2 protein-coding genes are annotated in these 3,939 nt (G+C 73.5%); both read right to left on the minus strand.

Going from position 1 to position 3,939, the window contains the following annotated elements; genetic code table 11:
* Positions 1–220 precede the first annotated feature (220 nt).
* Positions 221–1,702 (minus strand): hypothetical protein, encoded by a 1,482-nt coding sequence (locus FNQ90_RS15110; RefSeq protein WP_182606863.1) that lies wholly within the window; start codon positions 1,700–1,702, stop codon positions 221–223.
* A 192-nt stretch (positions 1,703–1,894) separates the two neighbouring features.
* Positions 1,895–3,939, minus strand: a 2,045-nt coding sequence (locus tag FNQ90_RS15115) for a SpoIIE family protein phosphatase (RefSeq protein ID WP_182606862.1), incomplete at its 5' end; no start/stop codon positions are given.

Below are 3,939 nucleotides of genomic sequence, written 5' to 3' on the forward strand. Positions count from 1 at the left end.
GTCCGGGAATTCTCCCGTCGGCTCCCGGTGCGGTGGCTCCGGCATGCCGGCGGGCCGGCCCGGGTCGTCCCGGCCCGGAAGGGTGCGTCGGGGTCCGGATTCGGTCACGGGTGATGCTCCGGTGTCGGTGACGGTGCGGTGGGTCCCGGGCCGGGGAGGAGCCCGGGGGGTGCCGTGCGGACGGGATGTGCGGTGCCCCGGGCACGTCCGCGGGAGGGTCTCATGCCCCGGCCTCCGCCCGGTCGGCCGCCATCGCGCCGGCGTCCAGCTCCAGTACGCCCACGATCAGATCCGCGCCGGCGAAACCGGGGTCCTCCAGCGGGGTGCCGTCGTCCACGGCGAAGAGCAGTCCGCTCTCGCCCTGCCGGTAGGCGGTACCGATGGGCGGCGCGACGGCGTGCACGGCGATCAGGGCGATCAATTGGGGCAGATCGGGGTCGAGACGGCGGGCGTCGGCCAGCAGTCCGGAGAGACGGCGCGGTGCCTGCGGTGAGAGGTCGAGGAGACGGGCCGCCGCGGCGTGCTGGGAGTCGTCGAAACGGCTGTCGTCGGGGGTGGCCACCAGATCCGGCTCGGGCAGCGCGGTGCCCAGGTGCTCGCGTGGGGTCGGCGGGGTCAACAGGAGACCGACCAGATCGGTGAGCCGGGGGGCGCCGGGTGCGCGCAGCCCCGCCCCCCGCGCGAAGAATGCCTCGGTGACCCGTCGCGCCTCACCCAACGGCCGTTCGAGCACGGGGGCCAGGAGCTGGCCGTGCAGGTCGAGACCCGAGCCGGTCGCCCCGGGGGAGAAGGCCTGACGGTCCTGTTCGGCACGGAACAGCGGGCCGGCCTCCAGGAGACGGGACTGCAGGCGGGTGTGGCGCCGGATGCAGTCGCGCACGATGTCGACCAGCTCCGCGGCCCGCCTCTTGTGCACCGGGTCCTCCGCCTCGTCCCGCGCACGACGGATGTTGGTGAGGATGGCGTTCTCGTGGCGGTACCGCTCGGCGATGTGGTCCAGTGCCTCGGAGATGAGGCCGGGAACGGCCTCCATCCAGTCCACGGCCCGGACATCGCGCCGCGTCGCCTCCAGGGTGCGCCGCAGCGTCTCGGAGTACTGGACGGTGCGGTAACGGGCCTGCTCGGCGGCGAGTTGGGCATCGGCGAGGCGTCCCCGGCTGATCAGCACCTCCAGCTTGACCTCCGCGGCGATCTGGGCGCTGGTGACATCGGTGTCCAACGCGCCGACCAGGACGTTGACCGCTTCGTCGGTGGTGCGCAGCCGGATGGTGCCATCGGCGCCGGAGACCTCCTCGATGAGCTTGAAGTCGTAGTCGCGCCGCGTGTAGGAGCCCTCGGCGTCGAAGGTGCCGTAGACGACGCGGAAACCCCGATCGGCGCTGCCCACGTTGATCAGGTTCTCCAGGACCCACCGGGCCACCCGCTCGTGCTCCCCGGGGGACCGGTCGGGGGCCTGGGCGGCCACCCGGGGACGCAGTCGGGCGACCACCTCCTCGTGGTCGGCACCCGCGTCGAAATCCATGCTGAGGGTGACCAGGTCGATGGCGGCGAGGGCGATCTCGGCCATCGCGTACACGGTGTACTCGCCCGCCAGGTTGGCCTTCCGCACGTCCAGGTCGTGCAGGGGCGCGGTGCAGGCCAGGGCCCGCAGGCGGCGGGCCAGCCCCTCGTCGGCCGCCGGGCCGGGCGCGGGACGCGGCACCGGACGGGACGGGACGCCGACGACCGGGGCCGACGGCTCCGCGGGTCCGGTGCGGGCGGAGCGTGCGTGCGGGATCACGGAGCACACTGTAGGCGTCCGCACCGACACATCGACGCCGACCCCGGCCCGGATGATCTTGGGGAGGGAGGGCCGGACGACCCCGGGCCCGCCCGGGAACCGCACCGGAATCGCTCAGGGACGGTTGCGGGCCAGCAACAGCGCCACGTCGTCCCGGGGGTCCCGGTGCAGCGCCTCCAGGACCGCGTCGCACGTCTCCTCGAGCGGTCGGGGCGGTCCGGAGACCACCCGCAGCAGTGTGTGCAGTCCCACGTCGATGTCGTCCCGTCGGTCCTCCACCAGACCGTCGGTGTACAGGACCAGGGTGGCGCCGGGGGGCATCGGCATACGCCTCGGGGAGAAGACCGCCCCGCCGACGCCCAGGGGGCGGGCCGGGGGTACCTCCAGCAGGTGGGCACGACCGTCGGGTTCGACCATGACGGGGGGTGGGTGGCCGGCCGAGGTGACCTCGCACCAACCGCCCGCGGGGTTGCACACCACGTGGACGCAGGTGGCGATGGACTCCCCCAGCCCGGCGGTGGTGGCGTCCAGGTGTTCCAGCAGTTCCGCCGGGGGCAGGCTCAGCCTGGCCAGTGCCCGGGTGGTGGAGCGCAGCTGTCCCATGATGGCGGCGGCGTGCACGCCCTTGCCCATGACGTCGCCGACGATCAGGGCGGTGCGACCGTCGTCCTGCGGCAGGACGTCGTACCAGTCCCCGCCCGCCTCGCTGACGGCCGGGAGGTAGCGGGCGGCCAGGTCGAGCCCCGGGCGATCGGTCGGTACGGACGGCAGGAGGCTGCGCTGGAGGGTGAGGGCCGTGTGGCGCTCGCGGTGGTAGAGGCGGGCGTTGTCGACGCTGATGGCGGCCCGGGCCGCGAGTTCCCCGGCCAGGGAGACGTCGGCGGGGGCGAAGGGACGGGGGTTTTCGGTGCGGAACAGCCCGATGGCGCCCAGGACGTTGCCCCGGGCGATGAGTGGAACGGCGAGGTAGGAGTGCACGCCGGCCTCCTCCAACTGACCGGCGGCCTCTTCGTCACGGGCGATCCGGCGCAGTTCCCCGGCCCCCACTCGGGGGAGCACGATGGTGCGCCCCAGCGTGACGCATCGGGTGATCACCCGATTGGGCCCGTACTCCGCGAGATCGCCGACCCGATCGGTGGCCCGCGCCGCCGCGCCGCTCCGCGCCCTGTCGTCGGCGGCCACCACCGCCAGGGCCCGGAAGCGGACCGAGCCGTCGATCCGTACCGGCTCGCCCGGATCCCCGGTGAGCGCCTCGTCCAGCAGGTCGACCGTGGCCAGGTCGGCGAGACGGGGCACGGAGATGTCCGCCAGTTCCCGGGCGATCCGGGGAAGGTCCAGGGTGGAACCGATGCGATCACCGGCGTCGGCGATGATCGCGAGGCGTTCACGGGCCTCCGCCACCTCGTCCCCGGCCCGGTGGCGCTCGGTGACGTCGACGGCCGAGGCCGCCACCCCCAGGGGGCGGCCCCCGCGGTCCACGACTCGGTAGTAGGAGACCGACCAGACGTGATCGCGACCGGGATCCGCGGGGGTGCTGCCGACGAGCGTCTGGTCGACCACGGGGCGCCCGTCGGAGAGCACCCGACGGACCGAGGAGGCGACCCGGACCGGGTCGATACCCGGAAGCATGTCCTCCAACCGCCGCCCCAGGAGCCGCTCGGCCGGGATGCCGTTGATGCGCTCCAGTGCGGGGTTGACCCGACGCCAGCGCATCTCCTCGTCGAACAGGGCCAGGCCGATCGGTGACTGCTCGATCAGGATGTCGGAGAGGGCGAGCGTGGTCTCCAACTCGCGCACCGTCCCGGCGTCCGCGGCCAGTCCGAGGATCTGCCGGTGCCCGTCGGGGGCGCGCATGCTGATGTGGCGGAATTCGGCGTGTCGGGTCGAACCGTCCCGACAGCGGACCGGGAAGACCCCGGCCCACTGTTCCCCGCCCAGCACGCGCAGGAACCATTCGGTGACCTGTTCCAGGTGTTCGGGGAGGATGAGGAGCCGACCGGCCTCCGCCCCGACCGCCTCCTCGGCCCGGTGGCCGAACAGAAGCTCGGCCTCCGGGCTCCACAGCACGATGCGACCGTCCTCGTCGAGGACGAACGCCGCCACCCGCAGCAGGTCCAACAGTTTGCCGGGGGCTCCGGCGGGGTCGGGAGCGGCGGAAC

The sequence above is a fragment of the Streptomyces alkaliphilus genome, from assembly GCF_014141535.1.
Classification (GTDB): Bacteria; Actinomycetota; Actinomycetes; order Streptomycetales; family Streptomycetaceae; genus Streptomyces; species Streptomyces alkaliphilus.